Raw genomic sequence first — 19,038 nt, 5'->3', positions numbered from 1 at the left:
GTGGCCTTTCTGGCGGGGGGGGAGGGGGTCAGACGGGCTCGAAGCCGTCCGGGGGGCGAGGAGGTTCCGGGGTCTCCTCGTGGAGGGAGGAGGCGTCGGGGACGGGGTCGTCCGGGTCCGGCCGGCCGGGGTCGTGGGTGCTTTCGGACATGCCGAAAGTGTCGCGGCAGCCGTATGGGGTGGGGTATGGGGTGCCCTATGGGGAAAAATCCCCAACTTGCCGATTCAGTCGCCGGGGAGGAGGTGGCGGGCCAGCTCCGTCCGCGACCGCGCCCCCACCTTCCGCATGGCCGCGCTCACGTGCTTGTCCACCGTCTTCGGCGACAGGAACAGCTCCCTGGCGATCTCCTGGTTGGTCAGCCCCTCGGCCGCCAGCCGGGCGACCTGCTCCTGCCGGGCCGACAGCGCGTGGTCGTTCCCCGCCTGCGCGGGAGCGCTCTGCGCGGCCGGGCGCACGCCCCATCTGCGGCCCAGCCCGGTCGCGCGGTCGAGGTCCCAGCGTGCCCCGAGGTCGGCGTACACGGCGACGGCCCGGCCCAGCCGGACGGCGGCCTCGGGGTCGTCGAGGGCGAACAGGCACGCGGCGGCCTGCTCGCTCGCCTGCGCGGCCTCGTACCGGGCCGGGACCGTCTCGAAGGCGTCGGCGGCGGCGGCGAACTCGGCCGCGGCCCGCGCCCACCGCCCCTCGGCGGCGGCCAGCAGGCCGCGGGACTGCGCGAGCGCGGGCGCGGCCAGCGGCGCGTCGAGCCCGTCCACCCGGACGGCGTGCCGCGCCACGACCTCGGCCGCCTCCTCCGGACGGCCCGCCGCCAGCAGCGCCTCGGTCAACCCCGGCAGCGCGCGGACCGCCACCGGCCACAGCTCGCTCGCCTCCCAGTGGCGGCCCGCCTCGACGGCCGCCTCGATCGCCGCCTCCGGCTCGCCCCGCGCGGCGGTCAGCCTGAGCAGCATCGCCAGCGGCAGCACGAGGTCGTCGTACTGCCCCCGGGTACGCGCCTCGGCGGCGGCGTCGAGCAGCGGCGGCAGCGCGGCCTCCTGGCGGCCCTGCACCGCGGCCAGGCAGGCGGTCACGATGTCGACGAGGATGCGCTCGTGCGGCTCGTCGCCGAACTGGTCGCGCAGCTCCTGGAGCCTGGCCGGCAGCCCGTGCCAGGAGCCCTCGAAGTAGTCGGCCGCGGCCAGGTTCACCAGGCAGCGCAGTTCGAGCCGTTCGCGCAGGTCCGGCTCGGCGCCGTCCTCGACCGCCGCGGTCAGCAGGCGGCGGCCCCGGCGGTGGTGCCCGCTGAACAGGGCCGCGCCCCCGATCGAGCGGTAGGCGTTGACCTCGCGGCGCAGCAGCCGCCGCCCGCCGGTCTCCCGCAGCAGGTCGTCGGCGAGCACGGCCCAGCGCGGGTCGCCCATCACCACGAAGATCATCGCGATCTTGCCGAGCACCAGCATGCGCATGGCCGGGTCGGCGACGGCGGGCAGCGTCGCCAGCGCCCGTTCCAGCCACGACATGGTCTCCTCCAGCGGCAGGCCGCTGGGCGGGCGGCCGACCCCGGCCATGGCCCACGCGGCCAGCCCCGGTTCGCCGGCCAGGTCGTCGGCCGCCCGTGCGAACGCCTCGCCGATGCGGGCGCCGTCGATGCGGGTGCGTTCCAGATGCAGCGCCAGCAGCAGCCGCAGGTGGCCGCGGAACGGGGGCGGCACGTCCTGCTCCAGCGCGCCGGTGACCAGGTCGGCGACCGGCGGCGGGCGCAGCAGCTCCAGGGCGGCCCAGCCCAGCTTCACCGTCAGCTCGGCGCGCCGGTCGGCGGGCAGCTCGGCGCCGCGCAGGACGTCCTCCAGCAGGCGCGCGGCCTCGGCGTCGTCACCCAGCCTCGACGCCTGCTCGGCCGCCTCGATCGCGGCCTCCACCCACTGATCGGCCCGGCCGGCCTGGCGCAGGTGGTGGGCCAGGCGGCCCAGCGGGACCGGGCGCAGCTCGCGTACGGTGTCGGCGGCGGCCGCGTGCAGGGCCTGCCGGCGGCCCAGCGGGATCGCCTCGTAGACCGCCTGCGCCGCCAGCACGTGCCGGAACCCGACCAGCCCGCCGGTGTCGGCGAACAGCCCGGAGCCGAGCACCTCGTCGATCGCGCCGACGTCCGGCCCCGACAGCAGGGCGACCGGCACCGGCAGTTGCAGCACGGCGGCCCGTTCCGCCACCTCCTTGGCGCCGGGGGAGAGCCGGGCCACCCGTTCCTGCACCGAGGCGCGCACACCGCTCGGCACGTCCAGCTCCTCCAGGGCCCGCCGCGCCCAGCCGCCCTCCCACCGGATCAGCGTGCCGCGGTCGCGCAGCAGCGCCAGCAGCTCCTGGACGGCGAGCGGCAGCCCGGAGGCCCGCCCGCACAGGTGCTCGGCGAACTCCGCCGTCACCTCCTCGGCCCCGAGGATCACCGAGGCCATCACCCGCGTCTGGGCGGCGTCGAGCGGCGGCAGCACCAGATGCTCGGCCGCGATCGTGTCGGGGGCGCGCGCGGTGATCGCGCGTACCGGCCCGGACGCCTCCTCGCTCCGGTACGTCAGCACCACCCGTAACGTGCCGGGCAGCACCGACATCAGGTACGTCAGGAACTCGACCGTCTGCCCGTCGGCCCAGTGGAGGTCCTCCACCGCCAGGACGGCGGGGCCGAGCGCGGTCAGCACCTCGGCGAGCCCCCGGAAGACCCGGTGCCGCTCGGCCGCCCGGTCGTCGAGCGGCGGCGGCGTCTCCGGCAGCACGCAGGCCAGCTCCGGCAGCAGCTCGCGCAGCGCCCCGGCGACCGGCGACAGCGCCGCCCCGTCCAGCTCGGACGCGCGCCCGCGCAGCGCCTCGACGACGGGCCCCAGCGGGAACGGCTCCCTGATCTGCACGCAGGCCCCGCTCAGCACCCGCAGGCCCGCCACCGCGGGATCGCCGAGCAGCTCGGCCGTCAGCCTGGACTTGCCGATGCCGGCCTCGCCCTCGACGACGGCCACGGCGGGCGCCCCGGAGACCAGCGCGACGAGCCGGGCGAGCTCGCTCTCCCGACCCACCAGAACCGGGGAGACCACCCGCCCAGCACGCACCCGCTCATTCAACTGCACACGAACCCATAGATCAACGTCAGGGCACTCCGCCGCGTCAGGCGGGGGCGATGCCGTCGTAGTCGATCAGCAGGTGGCGCGGGCCGCGCAGCACCGCGCTGGGCCGGTACGGCGGCGGGTCGGCGACCAGCCGCGGATTGCGCACCCTGCGCACCAGCTCGCCCAGCACGACCTGCGCCTCCAGCCGGGCCAGCGGCGCGCCGAAGCAGTAGTGGACGCCGCCGCCGAACCCCAGGTGCTCATTGGGCCTGCGGCACGGGTCGAACCGGTCGGGCTCGCGCACGTGGGCCGGGTCGCGGCTGCCCGCCGCCAGCGCGAGCACGACGGGCGAGCCCGCCGGGATCGTCACGCCGCCGACGACCACGTCGTCCAGGGTGACCCGCGAGGAGACGAGCTGCACGGGCGGCTCGAAGCGCAGCAGCTCCTCGACCGCGGTGATGACGAGGTCGGGGTCGGCGCGCACGCGTTCCAGCAAGATCGGGTCGCGCAGCAGGGTGAGCATGCCGTTGGCGATGAGGTTGATCGTGGTCTCGTGCCCGGCGATGAGCAGCAGCAGGGAGGTGGCGACGACCTCCTCCGGCGTCATGCGGCCGTCGGGGCCCTCGTAGGTGACGAACCCGGACAACATGTCGTCGCCCGGCTCCCGCCGCCGCTCCTCGGCCAGCCCGGCGAGGTAACGTTCCAGGTTCTCCGACACCGCCTGGCGCTCCCGCGCCCGCTCGGCGCGGTCCTCCTCGCCCGGCCCGAGCGTCTCGACGATCTGGTCCGCCCAGGCGTGGAACTGCTGCTCGTCCTCCGCCGGGACGCCGAGCAGCCGGCAGATCACCGCGATCGGCAGCGGGTAGGCGACCTCGTCGACGACGTCGGCCCGGTTCTTGCCCGCCAGGGCGTCGATCAGCTCGGTGGTGGTGGCCAGCATCATCGGGCGCAGGCCGTCCACGACGCCCGGCGAGTGCGGCGGGCCGAAGTGGCGCATGGTCAGGCGGCGCAGCCGGTCGTGCTCCGGCGGGTCGAGCCGGATGAAGGCGGGCGCGTGCTCCGGTGTCTCCGGCGCGTCGGCCAGGTTGCGCCGGTCGGAGCTCACCCGCGGGTCGTGCAGCAGCTCGACGATCTCCCGGTACGTGCTGACCACGTACGAGCCGTCCTTCAGCCGGGTCACCGGGTTCCTGCGCAGCTCCCCGAGGGACGGATAGGGGTCGGCGCGGCCGGCCGGGTCGAGGATGCGCTGGAAGGCGGCGTCCGAGGTCATGTCCTGCACTCCTGTCTGGGTTCCTGCCGGGTCAGCTCTGCGGCGCGTGCAGCAGCGAGGCGCGCCGCTCGGCCGGGTCGTGGCCGGTCACCACGACCGTCGCCCCCTCCGCCGCGATCAGCCGCTCGGGCACCCGGGCCGGTACGGGCCGCGCCTCCCCCCGCTGGTCGACGTGCCGGAAGGATGGCGGGAAGGGCGTGGCCCGCTCGATCAGCCGCTGGTAGAACTCCAGCCACATGCCCTGGTCGAAGGTGACCGCGGCGGTGACCCGGCCCTTGTAGCCGTAGACGGCGACGAAGCGGCGCTCGTCCGTCGAGCCCTGGGTGACGACCAGCTCGTCGGCGAAGGTCGGCACGCCCACCGACTTGATGTTGACCCCGAACTGGCTGGACCAGAACACCGGCACCGACAGATGCGGCCAGCGGTGCGTCTGGTCGCTGACCATGTTGTGGGCCGCGATCTCGGCCTGCGTGACCGCGTTCCCCCAGTGCTCCAGCGTCATGAACTGGTACTGGTACAGCGGGTGCGGGAAACGGGCGATGTCGCCGGCGACGAACACGTCGTCGGTCACCAGGCCGTTGGTGTCCACGGCCCGGCAGCCGGCGTCGCAGGCCACCCCCCACACGCCCGCGGCCAGCCCCGAGTCGCGCAGCCACTCGACGTTGCGCACCGAGCCGAGCGCGACCACGGCGACCTCGGCCTCGACCGTGCTGCCGTCCGACAGGCGGGCGCCGCGCAGCCGCCCGTGCCCGTCGCCCTCCAGCGAGGTGACCGTGGTGCCGCACCGCAGGTCCACGCCGTGCTCGCGGTGGAGCTGGGCGGCCACGTCGCCGATCACGCCGCCGAGCGCGTTGACCAGCGGGGCCTGGCCGCGTTCGACGACCGTCACGGGCAGGTCCAGCTCGCGGCAGACCGAGGCGATCTCGCTGCCGGTGAACCCGGCGCCCAGGATGAGCACCCGGTTGGGACGGGCGGCCAGCGCCTCCCGCAGCCCGGCGGCGTCCCGCATCGAGCGCAGCGTGTGGACGCCCTCCAGCCGGGCCTCCTCCTCGTTCGGCCAGGGCCGGGCGCGGGTGCCGGTGGCCAGCAGCACCCGGTCGAAGCCGACCTCGCGGCCGTCGTCCAGCAGGACGCGCTTGCCGGCCACGTCCAGGCCGGACGCCCGGGTGCCCCACATCCAGTCGGCCTCGACCTCCCGCAGGCGGGGCAGCATGACGTGGTCGGGCGGCACCTGTCCCATGAGGACCTGCTTGGACAGCGGCGGCCGGTCGTACGGTTCGGAGGACTCGTCCCCGATCACCGTCAGCGACCCGGTGAAGCCCTCCCGCCTGAGCACACCGGCGGCCCGTGCCCCGGCCAGGGACGCGCCGACGATGACGATGCGCCCGTCGGTCATCCCGCGCGCCGGCGGGCTGGGCGGCTCGGACGTGAGCCGGGTCGCCGTCCAGTCGAGGTGGATGGCCTGGACGGGGCAGGCCGCCGCCGCGCGCAGCACGTGCTCGCGCCGTTCGTCGCCGGGGTCCAGGTCGTACAGGAGGGACTCCTCGCGCATGGTGAAGACGTCGGGCGCGAGGAAGGCACACTGCCCGTACCCCTGGCAACGCGTCAGATCGACGACGACTTTCACCGGCCATCCCCCCGTCGAGCGAGCCGCGCGCCCGTTCCCCGGTCGGCGCGCCCGGCCCGGAATGGCCTACCCTCGCCGCCCGCGCCCGTAGCCCGCGCGCGGCGATCCTGCCCTGGTCTTTAGGCGCCGGGGAGGGAAAACACGCCGTTCCCTCCCCGGCGGGACCCGGTGCCGTAACCGGGCCTTTGAGCAGCCGGTAGGCATTTGTCAGTGATCGCCGATAACGTTCCGCGCAACGTGGCGGCGGGAGATCCGCGCCTCGACACATTCCCATGGCTTCATGACGAGAGGCGGCGGCAATTGGGCTGGCTGGCGGCGGGCGACGCGTACGAGATCGCCCTGATAGATGGCCGGGTCACGGCCAGGGCCACGTCCGGCCGCTCGGCCGGGCGGCAGCTGAAGACGCTGCCGAAGGCGGTGCGCGAGCACCCCGAGGCGGACCGGCTGCGCCGCTTCGCCGAATGGCTCGACCGGCACGCCGCGTCCTGCGTGGCGCACGTGGACGCCTGGATGGTGTCCTCGCTGCCCGTGCCGACCGAGCTGATCGCCCGGGTCTGGCCCGACGAGGCGTGGCAGGCGGCGCTGCGTGACGTGGCGGTCGTCGGCGACGACCCCGACGAGGTGGGCTTCCTGCGGGACGCGACCTCCTCCGGCGAGCTGCGCGCCGTCAACCTCGACGGCGAGACCGTCCGGCTCTCCGCGCGCACGGTGACGCTGCCGCACCCGGTGCTCCTGCCCGACCTCGACGACCTGCGCGAGTTCGCCGCGGAGCTGGGCATCACGCAGAAGGTCGAGCAGATCCACCGGGCCATCTGGCGCAAGCCCGCCGAACAGGGCGAAGGGGTGCGCCAGGTGAAGGAGTTCGCGGGCGGCACGTACGCCTCCAGGTTCGGCGTGGCGGCCCGCGCCACCCAGCTCGGCTACCGCGTCTCCGGCGGCTTCGCCACCTGCCAGGTGCGCGACGGCGGCCGGCTCACCGAGGCCGCCGTCTGGATCGGCGAGCCCTACTGGGACAGCGAGACGTCCACGGGCGATCTCACCTGGCGCGACCAGGACGGCAAGACGCTCACGCTGCGCGAGGTCGGCCCGGTCGCCTGGTCCGAAGGCATGCGAATGGCCGCCGCGCTGTACGCCGGGCGGCAGGTAGAAGAGGGGAAGAACGCATGACCGGCAACACGTCCGACAGGACCGTCTCCGAGGCGGGCGAGCTGCTCGACGCCGGCGCGGTGCTGCCGCCCGGCACCGAGGGGGCGGGGGAGCGGGCCGTGCCGCTGGTCGCCCGCGCCTACCGGCACCCCGGGCTGGACGACCGGGTGATCGTCCGCCTGGTCACCGAGGAGCTGAGCACCGCCGAGGACGCGGTGGGCGGCTTCCTCGGCCTGGTGCCCGAAGGCGAGCCCGCGGTGGTCGGCCTGGGCCTGCGCCGCTCGCTCGGCTTCCCCGAATGGGTGCTGGTCCACCACCCGCAGGACGGGCACCACGCCCTGGCCGTCGTGCCGGAGCTGGAGCGCGTCGCCCGGCAGACCAGGACCAAGCCCAAGATGGCGCTCGACGCCTACCAGAAGCTGGCCGGGCAGCTCGCCGCGTCCGTCCCGCACTTCCTGCCGACCTTCTACGAGCAGGCCGCCCGCGTGTTCGCCGCGGCCGACAACACCCAGTACGCCGGGCAGCTCTTCTCCGCCGCCCGCCGGGCCGAGGCCCAGCACGGCCTCGCCGTGGACGACGACCGGCTCGACGCGGTGTTCCTGGAGTTCGCGCTGGCCGGTGCGCTGCCGGTCAAGGTGCTGTCCGGGTACGCCAAGGAGCTGACCGCCCGCCTGCCCGCCGCGGAGGCGCTGAGCAGGTTCGCGCGGTTGTGCGTACGCAGGACCGCGGGCGGCCTGGCCCCCTCGGCGCAGATGGCCGCCGACATCCGCAGGCTCGCCAGGGCCGCCGGCGTGGACGCCGAGACGGCCGAGCAGGACTACCTGGCCGAGGTGCTGACGCTGCCGGCCGTCATGCAGGCCCCGACCGGCTGGTGGAAGTCCCACGCCCCGGCCGTCGCGGCGCTGGCCCGGCAGCGGCCCGAGCTGAGGGGCACGCTGCTGAACGTCATCCCCGAGGGCCGCGACCGGGAGCTGCCGGGCATCTGGCTCGACATCCTGGAGAGCGCGGACGCGACCGCCGGCCTGCACACCGACGTGCCGGAGGAGGAACGCTCGGCCGACGGCGCCGCCGGCTGGCTGCGCAGGTTCCTGGCCGCCCGGCAACGGACCTGGGGCGTCCCGCCGCACCTGCCCGCGCTGCACGCCCTGATCGAGCGCATGGCCGACCGGCTGCGCGACGAGCTGACCGCGACCGGCGGCACGCTCGCGGTCGACGACGACGCCGACCTGATCGACCTGCTGCTTTCCCGCGGCGTGCCCGTGGCCGACCCCGGCGACGGCGCCCGGCTGCGCCTGGACGTCTGGGCCGGGCACGAGGACCGGCGCGACCTGCACGCCCTGGCCGCCGACGGCCGCTTCCACGTCGCCTTCCGGCGCGGCGCAGACCACCTGGACGCCGACGACGAGGGCAGGGCCGCCGTCCGGGCCCTGGCCGGCTCCCTGGGCGGAGGGCCGATGCTGGCCGAATGGGTACGCCTGGTCGCCCGCCGCTCGGCCGCCGCCGGCCTGCCCACCCTGCCCGACGCCCTGCGCCGCCTGTCCTGGCTGCCCGGCGAGGCCCTGGCCCTGGCCGAGGACGAGGTGCGCCGGGCGGCGACCGACGCCGACGTGGCCGGGGTGCTGGCCCGCGCCCTGCGGTCCGGGATCATCGACGAGCTGGGCTGGCCCGCCTTCGAGGAGGCCGCCACCCAGCTCGTGCCGGAGAAGGACGTCGACGACCTCGTCGTCTGCGACGCCTGGCCTCACCTGGTCGTCGCGGGCACCGCGCAGGCCCGGGTGCTCTCGGCCGACGGCGTCGTGCTCACCCACGACCTGCGCGTCCCCAGGGACGACACCTGGAGCGATCCCGGCTTCCACTACGTGGACGGCGACCTGCTCGTCTACTGGGACTCCCGCGACCGGACCAACGGGCTGCGCGGCTACTGGCACACCTCCGCCGACCGCGTCCGCGACCTGGACGGGACGGACCGGAGCCGGGGCACCCGCCTGGACTACTACCTGGGCGAGGACCCGGTCAGCCTCGCCGTGCCCGGCGGCGGCCGTACCACCGGGTACGGCACGCTGCACGCCGGCGACACGGCCGTCCCCGACGAGCGGCACCTCATCACCGACGGCACGTCCTTCTGGACGTGGGTCCGGGCGGAACGTGACAGCGGCTGGTACGAGTTCGACCCCGCCGGCGGCGGCATCGGCAGGAGGTCGCTGCCCGCCTTCCTCACCGGCACGTCGGACGACAAGCCCGGCGAGGGCTGGCTGCTGCCCGCCCCCTCCGCCGAGCCCACCCCGGTCGGCGCCCCCGTCGACGGCTTGTACGGCCTGCGCGTGATCGAACTGCCCGACGGCTCCCACCGCGCCGAGGACCTGTCCGGGACCACGGTGACGTTGCCGCCGGACGCCGGCGTCCCGGTGCGCGTGCTGACGTTCCCCGGCGCGGAGCGGCCCTGCGCCGTCGTGCGCACCAGCTACCGGATCAGCCTCGTGGACGCCGACGGCGTCGTGCTGGCCGAGTACCGGACCGACGCCAAGCCGGGCGCGTTCGGCGCGGGCATGCCCATCCTGCCCCCTGAGCGCTACTGGTACTGCCTGCGCCCGCGCGACCTCGACGGCTCGGCGGCGCTGCGCCGCCTGGACCGCGAGACGGCCGCGGCCCTGCTCGAAGCGGCCGAGCCCCAGGGCGCCGACCTGCTCGCGGCGGTCCGCGCGCTGCTGCCGGAGGTCACCCACGAGGCGCTGCGGAAGGGCGTGGCCGGGATCGTCGGCTTCGCCGCCGCCCAGCAGGACGCGGTGCGCACCGTCGTGGCCAACCTCAACCGCGCGCTGGCGGGCGGCCCGGCCGAGGAGCAGGGGCCGTCCGGGCCCTCGGACACGCTGCTGGCGGAGGCGATCAACGGCGTCGGCGAGGGGCACGGCCATCACTACTACAGCCGCGACGCCGCGTTCCAGCAGATCCGGGCGGTGGGCCGGGCCGTGACCGGCGGACAGGACCGCCCGCAGGTGCCCAACCACCTCGGCCTGCCCGGACTGCCCGCCTCGAACCTGCGGTGGGAGCGCCTGCTCGACCACTGCGCCGCCGTGGCGTACCGGCTCGCGGCGCCGACCACGCCGGCCGAGCACCGGGACGCGCTGGGCGTGCTGCTGGGCGAGCTGCGCGACGGCGGCCTGCCCATCGCGGCGGGCTCGTCCCGCTGGCGCCGCATGACGGTGACGCTCAGGCGCGAGCACATGGTCGTCGCGGGCGGCTCCCCGGCGGGCGGCTCTGCGGCGGGGGGCTCGCTGTCGGGCGTGCTGCCGCTGGGCGGCGGCGCGTTCATCGTCTTCCTCGACCTGCGGGAGACGGCCGTCGACGGGCTCGAATGGACCGCTCTGCACCACGATCCCGCCGGGGCGTTCGAGGTGCCCGCGCCCTACACCGTCCGCGACCGCTCGCCCGTCGGCGGGGACCGGGAGGCGGGCTGGCTGGAGTCGTTCCTCACCGAGCTGGCCGCGCGCGGCCCGGCCCCCTGGCAGGAGGCCGCCGCCGCGGAGTTCGCCCGGCTCACCGGGGTCTCCCAGACCGCCGCGCGGCTGATCGTCGCCGGGTTCCCGCAGGTGGACACGTACGAGCGGACCTTCCTCGACAAGGAGGCCCGCGCCGTGATCGGCGTGAAGGTGACCGACGCCGCCGTCGCCAAGGACGAGCTGCGCGCCCTCGGCCCGGACGTGCGGCGGGCCGTCACCGGGGCGCTGCTGCCCGCCGACCCGGCCCGCCTGTGGACCGACGGTCCCGACGTCGCCGCCGCCGCGCGGGTGTGGAACGACCACGTCGGGCAGCGGCTCGCCCTGCCCGAATGGCTGCTCGGCGAGGCCGCGGGCGCGCTGCGCGCCGCCGGGGACGACGCGGCGCAATGCCTGCGCGCGGTGCTCGACCCCGCCACCGCTCCCGAACTGGGCGTGGACCTGGAGTGGGAGGTGCGCGGCGACCGCGTCCACCCCGTCGGCCAGGGCACCGGGTTCAGCGGGCGGTCGCTGGTCATGGCCGTCGCCACGGCCGCCTGGCTGGCCCACCGGCTGCCCGCCGGGCACCCGCTGCGCGCCGGGCTGCCCGCCGTGCTGTCGGCGGTCCGCGACCGGCTCGCCAACCCCCGGCTGCTGATCGACCTCGACCGGTACGTCGGCCTGCCCGGCTTCAGGAAGGTCGCCGGGACGCCCACCGAGGTCGGCGAAGGCTACGAGCGGTACGGGGCCGTCGTCATGGCGACCTACGACAGCCAGCCCTCGCCCGCGCTCCGCCCCGGCCTGCTCGACGCGGCCGGCGAGGACCCCTACCTGCGGGCCCTGATCGGGCTCAACGGCTCCTTCCCCGCCGTGTCCGCGCTGCGCACCGCCCTTGACCCCGGCTTCGCGGCGCTGCTGGCCGACCCCGGCGACCCGCGCCAGGGCGACCGGGACGCCGACGGCACCTGGTGGCCGCAGGACCCCACCCGCTCGGTGCCCGACCTCGTCGTGGACGTCGCCAAGGCGCACGGCCTCGGCGAGGACGCCGCCGCGGTCTACCTCATGCTGCTGGCCATGCCCGACCCCACCGACCGCAACGCCGCCCGGTGGACCGGCTGGAAGCCGGCCCGGCTCAAGGCCGCGCGGGCCGAGCTGGCCGGCGCCGACCTGGTCGTCCAGGCCGTGCGCGCCCGCGCCGGGCGCTCGCTGTTCCTGTCCGGCGGCTGGTCGGAGCAGCGGACGCCGCGGCTCCCGCTGGAGCAGTGGAAGCTGCCCATGTTCAGCCCGAACGCGGGCCTCGACGGCCCCCTCGTGCCCGGCGAGCCCGTGGCCGACCTGTACGCCAGGGCGTGGCGGCGCGTCCAGGACGGCGACGTACCCCGCTTCGAGCAGCTCGACGTCAAACGCGGCCGCCGCCGCTGACCTCCCTCCTACTCCCTTAAGGACCTGAATTCGATGACCCTCACCGACGAGGCGACCTCCGCCACGCAGGTGGTCTCCGCCGAGCAGCGGTACGCCACCGAGCTGGCCTTCCTCGCCGCCCACGACGACGGCCCGCGCCCGCCCGGCTGGCTGCTGACGCCGCGCGCCGTCGTCACCTTCATCTGCGGCAGCGGCGAGGAGACCCTCTCCCTGCCCGCCCGCGACGGCCTGCCGTCCAAGTTGAAGGTGGCGCCCAAGTTCGTCGGCGAACGCGCGCTGGTCGAGCGCTGCGTCGTGACGCTCGCCGGCGAACGCGGCCTGCTGCTGGTCGGCGAGCCCGGCACGGCCAAGTCGATGTTGTCGGAGCTGCTGGCCGCCGCGGTCTGCGGCACCAGCGCGCTCACCGTCCAGGGCACCGCCGGCACCACCGAGGACGCCTTCCGCTACGGCTGGAACTACGCGCTGCTGCTGGCCCAGGGGCCGAGCCGGGGCGCGCTGGTGGACTCACCGGTGCTGACGGCCATGCGGTCCGGGCGGGTGGCCAGGGTCGAGGAGATCACCCGCTGCCTGCCCGAGGTGCAGGACGCCCTGGTGTCGATCCTGTCCGACCGGCGGGTCAGCGTCCCCGAGCTGGCCGGGACCGGCGACGCGCAGGTGGCCGCCGTCCCCGGGTTCACGGTGATCGCCACGGCCAACCTCCGCGACCGTGGCGTGTCGGAGATGTCGGCCGCGCTCAAGCGGCGCTTCAACTTCGAGACCGTCGATCCCATCTCCGACGCCGCGGCCGAGACGTCCCTGGTGCGGCGGCAGGCCACGGCGGTCGTCCAGCGTGCCGGGGCCGGGTTCGCCGTGGACGACGCGGTGCTGGAGGCCCTGGTCACGGTCTTCCGCGACCTGCGGACCGGGCGGTCCGGCGAGGGCTGGGACGTGGAGCGGCCCGGCACCGTGATGTCCACCGCCGAGGCGGTGCAGGTGGCGGCCTCGCTCGGCGTGGCGGCCGCCTACCTGCCGGGCGGCGACGTCCTCGACCTGGTGCCGGGCCACCTGCTGGGCGTCGTGCGCAAGGACGACCCCGCCGACCACGGACGGCTGCTCGGCTACTGGGACGGGCCGGTGCGGCGGCGCGCCGAGGACGGCTCCGCCATGTGGCGCCGCCTCTGGGACCTGCGGGAGACCCTCCGTTGACCCCTCCCATGAACCCCCCTGCCGGTCCTGGGACGGCGACGGCCGGGTCGGCTGATCCGCGGGTGGCGGTGGCCGGGCTGGCTGCTGCCACCCGGCCGTACCTGGTGGGGGTGCGTCACCACAGTCCGGCCCTGGCCGTGGTGCTGCCCGAGCTGCTGGAGGCGGCCGATCCGGAGACGGTGTGCGTCGAGCTGCCTGCCGACTTCCAGCAGTGGCTGCCGCACCTGGCCGACCCCGCCACCGTCGCCCCGGTCGCCCTGGCCGGGAACGGCGCGGGCGGCCTCGGGTTCTACCCGTTCGCGGACTTCTCCCCGGAGCTGGTGGCGATCCGGTGGGCGGCCAAGCGCGGCGTGGAGGTGCTGTGCTGCGACCTCCCACTGTCGCACTCGGGCTGGCAGACGACCGTCCCCGAGGCCGTCGTTCCCGAGGGGGGCGTCCCCGACGAGGCCGGGGCCGCCGGCCTGGGCGGCGGCCCCACGTACGCCCCCAGGTTCGCCGACGCGCTGGCCGCGGCGGGCACCGGGCGGGTGGGGGACGACATGTGGGACCGGGCCGTGGAGGTCCTGGCACCGGGCTGCGAGCCGGAGGCCGTGCGCCGGGCCGCGCTCGGCGTCGGCTGGGCGCTGCGGCGCGACGCGGCGGCGGGCGACGGCGTCCAGGCCAGGGACCTGGCGCGGGAGGCGCACATGCGGCGCGTCGTGGCCGCCGCCGCATCCGGCGGACGCCGGGTCACCGCGGTGATCGGCGCCTTCCACGCCCCCGCCCTGCTCACCACCGACGACCCCACCGCCCCCACCCCCACACCGCCGACCACCGCACAGCTCACCGGCGAGGCGGCCGGGCAGGCGGCGGCCCCCGTCCCCGGCACGTCGAAGGACGTCACGTCGGAGGCCGTCACCTCGCTCGTCCCGTACGCCTTCGACCTGCTCGACTCCCGGTCCGGCTACCCGGCCGGGATCCGGGACCCGCGCTGGCAGCAGGCGGTGTTCGAGGCGGACGGCGTACCGGACCGGGTCAGGGACGGCGCCGCCCGCGCGATCACCGACCTGTGCAGGGAGCTGCGAGCAGCCGGGCACACGGCCGGCACCGGCGAGGCCGTCGAGACGCTGCGCCTGGCGTGCGACCTGGCCCGCCTGCGCGGCCTGCCCGCCCCCGGCCGCGGCGAACTGCTGGAGGCGGTGACGACCGTCCTCGGCCAGGGCGAGCCCCTGGGACGCGGACGCGCGCTGGCCAAGGCGCTCGACGCGGTGTTCGTCGGGACGGCCAGGGGCCGCACCGCGCCCGGCACGCCGCGCTCCGGCCTCGGCCCCGCGGTCGAGGAGGAGCTCGCCGCGCTCAGGCTGCCCTGCCCGGACGACCCCGACCCGCGCGAGGTACGCCTCGACCCCCTCCGCTCGGAGCTGGACGCGCGCCGGGAGGTGCTGCTGCGCCGCCTGCACGTGTGCGGCGTCGGTTACGGCGAGCCGATCCAGGTCGCGGGCACCGGCGACGGCACCGCGCTCAGCACCAAATGGCGCCTGTCCTGGACGCCCGCCGTCCCGGCGCTGCTGGACCTGGCCGGTGTCCGGGGCGTGACCGCGGCCCAGGCGGCGGCGGGGACGCTGCGGGAGACCTACCGGCGCGAGTCCGCGGACGGCGGGCCCACCTGCCGCGTCATCCTGGACGGGCTGCGCGCCGCCGCCCACTGCGACCTGCCGGAACTGGTCGAGCGGCGGCTGGAGGACGCCGCCGGCACGCTGCCCGCCACGGCCACCCTCTCCGAGCTGCTCGACGCCCTCGACCTGCTGGAGGCGCTGCGTCGCGAGCACCTTCCCGGCACCACGCCGGAGGGGCGTGAGCAGGCGGGCGAGCTGGCGGTCACGCTGCTGGAGGCGGCGGTCCGGTCCCTGCCCGGCCTGGCCGGCAGCGACCGGCCCGAGGACGCGGTGGCGCTGGTCGCCCTCGCCACGCGGGCCGGCGAGGACCGGCTGGGCCTGCGGATGGACGACGCGCTGGGCGCGCTCGCGCGTACCGGGGCGCCGCTCGTCCAGGGGGCCGCGCTGGCCGCCCGCGTGCTGCTCGACCTGGACGGTCCCGACCTGCTGGGCGCGCGGGCCGCCGGCTGGATCGACGCCGCCACGACCCCGGACGGCCGTCGCCGGCTGAGCCTGCTCCTGACCGGCGTGCTCACGGCAGCCGGACCGCTGCTCCAGGCGGCGCCCGCCGCGCTCGACCCGCTGATGGACCGGGTGGACGAGCTGGCGGACAAGGAGTTCCTCGACCGGCTGCCCGCCCTGCGCGGAGGGTTCGACACGCTGGCTCCGGCAGCACGCGGGCGGCTGCTGGCCGCGGTGTCCGAACGGCTCGGCGACCGGCCGGACCTCGTACTGGGCGCGCCGGCCGACCTGCTGGCCGTCTGGACCGCCGCCGACCTGGCCGGCCTCACGGCCCTGACCACCCTCGGCCTCCCGACCCCGGAAAACGCCCAGCTCCAGCCACCGGCCGAGAAGTCGCCCGCCGAGGAGGACCGGCTCCGGCCATCCGCTGAAGGGCCGTCCGCCGAGGGCGGCGCGCTCACGGGTCGGGAAGCGGCCGGCGAGGAGGAGCCTGGGGTGTCGGGGGTGGTGCGCGGTCCGGGAGGCAGGTCGCTGATCGGTCCGTCCGACCGGTGGCGGTTGCTGCTCGGACGGGAGCACGAACGGCTGCCCGCCGGCGCCCGCCCGTACGCCCGCGCCCTGGACGAGCTCTACGGCGCCGGACGCGGCGAGGGCGCCGACGACTTCGAGCAGGGCGACGCCGGCGGCCAGAGAGCCCCGTTCCCCACGGCCCGCGAATGGGCCGACGAGCTGGAGTCCCTGTTCGGCGGCGACGTACGCGAGGAGGTGCTGGCCAGGGCCGCCGACGCCGGACGCCACGACGTGCTCGCCGAGCTGGACCCCGCCGCCGTGCGGCCGTCCGTCGAGCTGCTGACCTCGGTGTTGTCGCTGGCCGGCGGGCTGCCCGAGCAGCAGGTCGCCAAGCTCAGACCGCTCGTCCGCCGCCTGGTCGCCGAGCTCACCCGCGAGCTGGCGACCCGGCTGAGACCCGCGTTGACCGGCCTGGCCAACCCGCGTCCGACCAGCAGGCCCGGCGGACGGCTCGACCTGCCGCGCACGTTGCGCGCCAACCTGGCCCACACCCGCCGCCTCGACGACGGGCGGCTCGTGGTGGTGCCGGAACGGCCGGTGTTCAGCACGCGGGCCAGGAAGGAGGCCGACTGGCGGCTGATCCTCGTGGTGGACGTGTCGGGATCGATGGAGGCCTCGGTCGTGTGGTCGGCGCTGACCGCCGCCGTCCTCGCGGGCGTGCCGACGCTCTCGACGCACTTCCTGACGTTCTCCACGCAGGTGATCGACCTGACCGACCGGGTGGACGACCCGCTGTCCCTGCTGCTCGAAGTGCGGGTCGGCGGCGGTACGCACATCGCCGCCGGGCTCGCGCACGCCCGGACGCTGGTCACCGTGCCGAGCCGTACGCTCGTGGTCGTCGTCAGCGACTTCGAGGAGGGTTACCCCGTGGGCGGCCTGCTCGCGGAGGTGCGCTCGCTGGCCGGGTCCGGCGTGCACCTGATGGGTTGCGCGGCGCTGGACGACCAGGGCGTGCCCCGTTACTCGCTGCCCATCGCCCAGCAGCTCGTCGCGGCCGGCATGCCCGTCGCCGCGCTCAGCCCGCTCGCCCTCGCCCGCTGGGTGGGCGACCGCCTCCGGGGAGAAGTCCGGTGAACAGCTCTGCAACGCTCCCGCCCGTCGCGCCGCACGTGGTGGCCGCCGCCGTCGATGCCCTGACCAGCAGGTTGCGCAAGAAGCTGGACGCGGCCGTCGGCCAGTACGCCGCCCTCGTCCGGGTGGCCGACGGCGCCGACGTGGTGGTCACGTGCGGGGAGGACGCGGTGGTCACGCTGTCCCCGGGGCCGTCCGGGGTGATCGCGGAGGAGGGGCAGGCACGTTGCTCCTGCCTCCTCGCGCCCCGCTGCCTGCACCGGGCCGCCCTCCTCACCGCCTGCCCCCTGGCCGACCCGGCCGACCTTCCGCTCCCGGACGGCGAGTCGGCCACCCCCGACGACGTTCCCGCGTCACCGGGCTCCCCGCCGTCCCGCCCCGGGCACCCCGGCGCGCCCCCCACCGACGAACGACCCGTTCCCGCGGACCCCGGCCGAACGCCGGAAACCGGGCAGGAGGCCGGACAGGGGGCCGGACAGGGGGCCGGACAGGGCTCCGGACAAAGCTCCGGGCCAGGCTCCGGACAGGGTGACGGGCGGACGGCCGGAGCCGTTGTGCCGGGAGCGGCGCAGGTGGCGGCGGCTGCGGGGTTGTGGCGGGCGGCGGCCGCCGTCCTGTCGGCCGGTGTGCCAGGAGCGGGCGCGGTGCCGCAGGCCGAGCTGCTCCGAGCCGCCCACACCGCCCGCCTGGCCGGGCTGCCCAAGGCCGAGGCCGCGACGTTGCGGGTGGTCCGCGGGCTGCGCGCGGCCCGTGCCCGGTACGACGGCCACCGCCTCGCCGACCTGGTGTCCGCCCTGCGGGAGCTGCTGCTCACCGTGGGCCGGCTGGCCGCGTCCGATCCCGACCCGGCGCTGGTCGGCACCGTACGGCGCGGCTACCGTCCGAACGGCGGCCTGAAGGTGTACGGCGTCTTCCGCGAGCCGGTGATCAGCAGCACCGGCTACGGCGGGGTGGTCACGCACCTCGTCACCGACGACGGACGCTGGTTCTCGGTCGCCGACGTCAAACCCGGCGGCCCCGCCCGTGCCCGCGGCGCGGCCACCGCGACCGTCGCGATCGGGGCGGCCATGATGAGCCACGCGCAACTGGCCCGCGGCGGCCTGCTGATCGCGGGGGCCACCGTCTCCCCGGACGGCCGCCTCGGCGCGGGCAAGGGCGTGCAGGCCACCCCGGTCACCGGCCTGGCCTGGACGGACGGGCCGCTCGGCGCGCTGTTCACCCGGCCGCTGGCCGAGGCGGCGGGGGAGCGGTTGTCGGCGGGGGCGTGGAGCGAGGAGGAGTCGGCCGAGCAGGTACGGGAGCCGGTCGGCTGCGACCTGGTGATCGTCGGCGCGGCGGGCGACCACGTCCTCGCCCGCCAGTTCCTGACCGCCGGCCCGGCGCCGGCCGAGGGCGAAGGGCCGGTGGTCCGGCTGGTCCCGGCGAGCCGTCATCCCGATCTCGCGCACGTCGAGAACCTGCGGCGGCTCGCCTCGCGGCCCGGCCTGCGGGTACGGGTGGTGGCCAGGGTCGAGCCCGGCCGGGCGGCGACGCTGGTCCCGCTCGCCGTGGGGCCGGTCGCGGGCGAGGAGGCGACGCTGAGGCTGCCGCCCGAGTGGCAGGGGCGGGCCGACCTCGGCTACGACCGCCTCCAGGGCTCCCACCTCCCGGCCGCCGACGCGTGCCCGCCGCCCGGCCAGGACGCGTACGGCGAGGCGGACCCGCTGGAAGGCGCGCCGCTCTGGCGGGTGCGCCGGCTGGTCGAGCTGGCCGTCTCCGGCGGGCGCAGGGCGGTCGCCGAGTCCGCGCGCGGCGGCGACGCCCGCCGGCAGGCCGCGTCCCTGCGCGACGCCGGCTTCCGTACGGCCGCCGGCCTGGCCGTCGCGCTCGCCGACGAGGCCGACCGCCGCGAACGGGACGTCTTCGGCAGGCTGACCGAGGCCGGTCCGGACGGGTACGCGCGGGCCTGGCTCGCCGCGGCCACCCACCTGGCCGCCACCGAACGCGCCCTCGTCCGCACCTCCTGGCAGGCCACCCCCTGACCGGCCGCCTGCGGGCCACCCCACCCACGGGCGGCCCGCAGGCGGGGGTGACCGAAAGGAAGGCGCCGCTTGCCGGCCCGTGGTGGTG

Annotated in this window: 9 protein-coding genes; 5 read left to right on the top strand and 4 right to left on the bottom strand. The window is 76.4% G+C overall.

The genetic code is table 11. The features are described from left to right. Positions 1-28: 28 nt before the first annotated feature. The 4 genes from ABZ815_RS29940 to ABZ815_RS29925 all read right to left on the bottom strand — a co-directional run bounded on the left by ABZ815_RS29940 (position 29) and on the right by ABZ815_RS29925 (position 5,966). Entirely contained in the window at positions 29-151 is a 123-nt protein-coding gene (locus tag ABZ815_RS29940) for a hypothetical protein (protein ID WP_357703714.1), read from the bottom strand. Positions 152-225: 74 nt separating this feature from the next. After that, positions 226-3,072 carry an AAA family ATPase gene (locus ABZ815_RS29935; RefSeq protein ID WP_357703712.1) on the bottom strand — a complete coding sequence of 949 codons (2,847 nt, stop codon included), beginning with the start codon at positions 3,070-3,072 and terminating at the stop codon, positions 226-228. A gap of 55 nt (positions 3,073-3,127) precedes the next feature. Then, positions 3,128-4,339 (bottom strand): cytochrome P450, encoded by a 1,212-nt coding sequence (locus ABZ815_RS29930; protein ID WP_357703710.1) that lies wholly within the window; start codon positions 4,337-4,339, stop codon positions 3,128-3,130. 31 nt (positions 4,340-4,370) lie between these two features. Further along, positions 4,371-5,966 (bottom strand): FAD-dependent oxidoreductase, encoded by a 1,596-nt coding sequence (locus ABZ815_RS29925; protein ID WP_357703708.1) that lies wholly within the window; start codon positions 5,964-5,966, stop codon positions 4,371-4,373. A 300-nt stretch (positions 5,967-6,266) separates the two neighbouring features. Between ABZ815_RS29925 and ABZ815_RS29920 the strand changes: the two genes are divergently transcribed. The 5 genes from ABZ815_RS29920 to ABZ815_RS29900 are packed head-to-tail and all read left to right on the top strand — an operon-like array spanning position 6,267 to position 18,950. Continuing rightward, positions 6,267-7,133 carry a DUF4132 domain-containing protein gene (locus ABZ815_RS29920; RefSeq protein WP_357703706.1) on the top strand — a complete coding sequence of 289 codons (867 nt, stop codon included), beginning with the start codon at positions 6,267-6,269 and terminating at the stop codon, positions 7,131-7,133. Beyond that, a complete protein-coding gene (locus tag ABZ815_RS29915) occupies positions 7,130-12,007 on the top strand; it encodes a DNA-binding protein (protein ID WP_357703704.1) in 4,878 nt (1,625 codons plus the stop codon). The genes ABZ815_RS29920 and ABZ815_RS29915 overlap by 4 nt, the downstream gene beginning before the upstream one ends. 33 nt (positions 12,008-12,040) lie before the next feature. After that, positions 12,041-13,192, top strand: coding sequence for an AAA family ATPase (locus tag ABZ815_RS29910; RefSeq protein ID WP_357703702.1), 1,152 nt, complete (start codon positions 12,041-12,043; stop codon positions 13,190-13,192). A gap of 8 nt (positions 13,193-13,200) precedes the next feature. Then, positions 13,201-16,932 carry a DUF5682 family protein gene (locus tag ABZ815_RS29905; protein WP_357703700.1) on the top strand — a complete coding sequence of 1,244 codons (3,732 nt, stop codon included), beginning with the start codon at positions 13,201-13,203 and terminating at the stop codon, positions 16,930-16,932. Next, positions 16,929-18,950, top strand: coding sequence for a hypothetical protein (locus tag ABZ815_RS29900; protein WP_357703698.1), 2,022 nt, complete (start codon positions 16,929-16,931; stop codon positions 18,948-18,950). The genes ABZ815_RS29905 and ABZ815_RS29900 overlap by 4 nt, the downstream gene beginning before the upstream one ends. Positions 18,951-19,038 lie beyond the last annotated feature (88 nt).

This window comes from Nonomuraea sp. NPDC047529 (assembly GCF_040642995.1).
Lineage (GTDB): Bacteria > Actinomycetota > Actinomycetes > Streptosporangiales > Streptosporangiaceae > Nonomuraea.
Note: the sequence above shows the minus strand (reverse complement) of the source record. Positions and strands in the feature narration are given on the sequence as shown.

Bases quoted from the DNA above. Each gene is read 5' to 3' on its own strand.
- ABZ815_RS29940 (WP_357703714.1), bottom strand. From the start codon at position 151: ATGTCCGAAAGCACCCACGACCCCGGCCGGCCGGACCCGGACGACCCC.
- ABZ815_RS29930 (WP_357703710.1), bottom strand. From the start codon at position 4,339: ATGACCTCGGACGCCGCCTTCCAGCGCATCCTCGACCCGGCCGGCCGC.
- ABZ815_RS29915 (WP_357703704.1), top strand. From the start codon at position 7,130: ATGACCGGCAACACGTCCGACAGGACCGTCTCCGAGGCGGGCGAGCTG.
- ABZ815_RS29910 (WP_357703702.1), top strand. From the start codon at position 12,041: ATGACCCTCACCGACGAGGCGACCTCCGCCACGCAGGTGGTCTCCGCC.
- ABZ815_RS29905 (WP_357703700.1), top strand. From the start codon at position 13,201: ATGAACCCCCCTGCCGGTCCTGGGACGGCGACGGCCGGGTCGGCTGAT.